Source organism: Vibrio sp. 10N.222.51.C5, from assembly GCF_041474575.1.
Taxonomy (GTDB): domain Bacteria; phylum Pseudomonadota; class Gammaproteobacteria; order Enterobacterales; family Vibrionaceae; genus Vibrio; species Vibrio crassostreae_C.
On the sequence record NZ_JBFRUJ010000120.1, the window covers coordinates 1 to 413 of the forward strand.

Genomic DNA, 413 nt, shown 5'->3' on the forward strand with positions numbered 1-413 from the left:
AACTTCGGCTTCGATGTGTCTGACGGCACCGATACGGTGTCAGCAAACATCGACGTGAGCGTAACTGCCGTTGATGATGCGCCAGTGTCTGGCGACCTAGCGTACTCAATCGACGAAGATGGTTCGATTCGTCTAAGCCAAGAGCAGCTGCTATCGCAAGCTTCTGACGTAGAAGGCGATGACCTTACTGCTAGCGGCCTAACGGTTGGTGGAGATGCGACGGTTGTAGCTAATGATGACGGCAGCTTCACCATCACGCCAGATGAGAACTTCAATGGTGACATCGATATCAGCTTCGATATCTCAGATGGTACTAATACGGTTCAAGCATCTGCTGACCTAACCGTTAACCCAGTTAATGACCTGCCAGTACCTCAAGATCAACAGTTCAGCGTTGAAGAAGACGGCACGCT

At 50.8% G+C, this 413-nt stretch carries 1 protein-coding gene; it reads left to right on the top strand.

Annotated elements, in window-relative coordinates; translation table 11 throughout:
- On the top strand, positions 1–413 hold a 413-nt coding region (locus AB4558_RS21850), incomplete at both ends, for a cadherin-like domain-containing protein (RefSeq protein ID WP_372159107.1).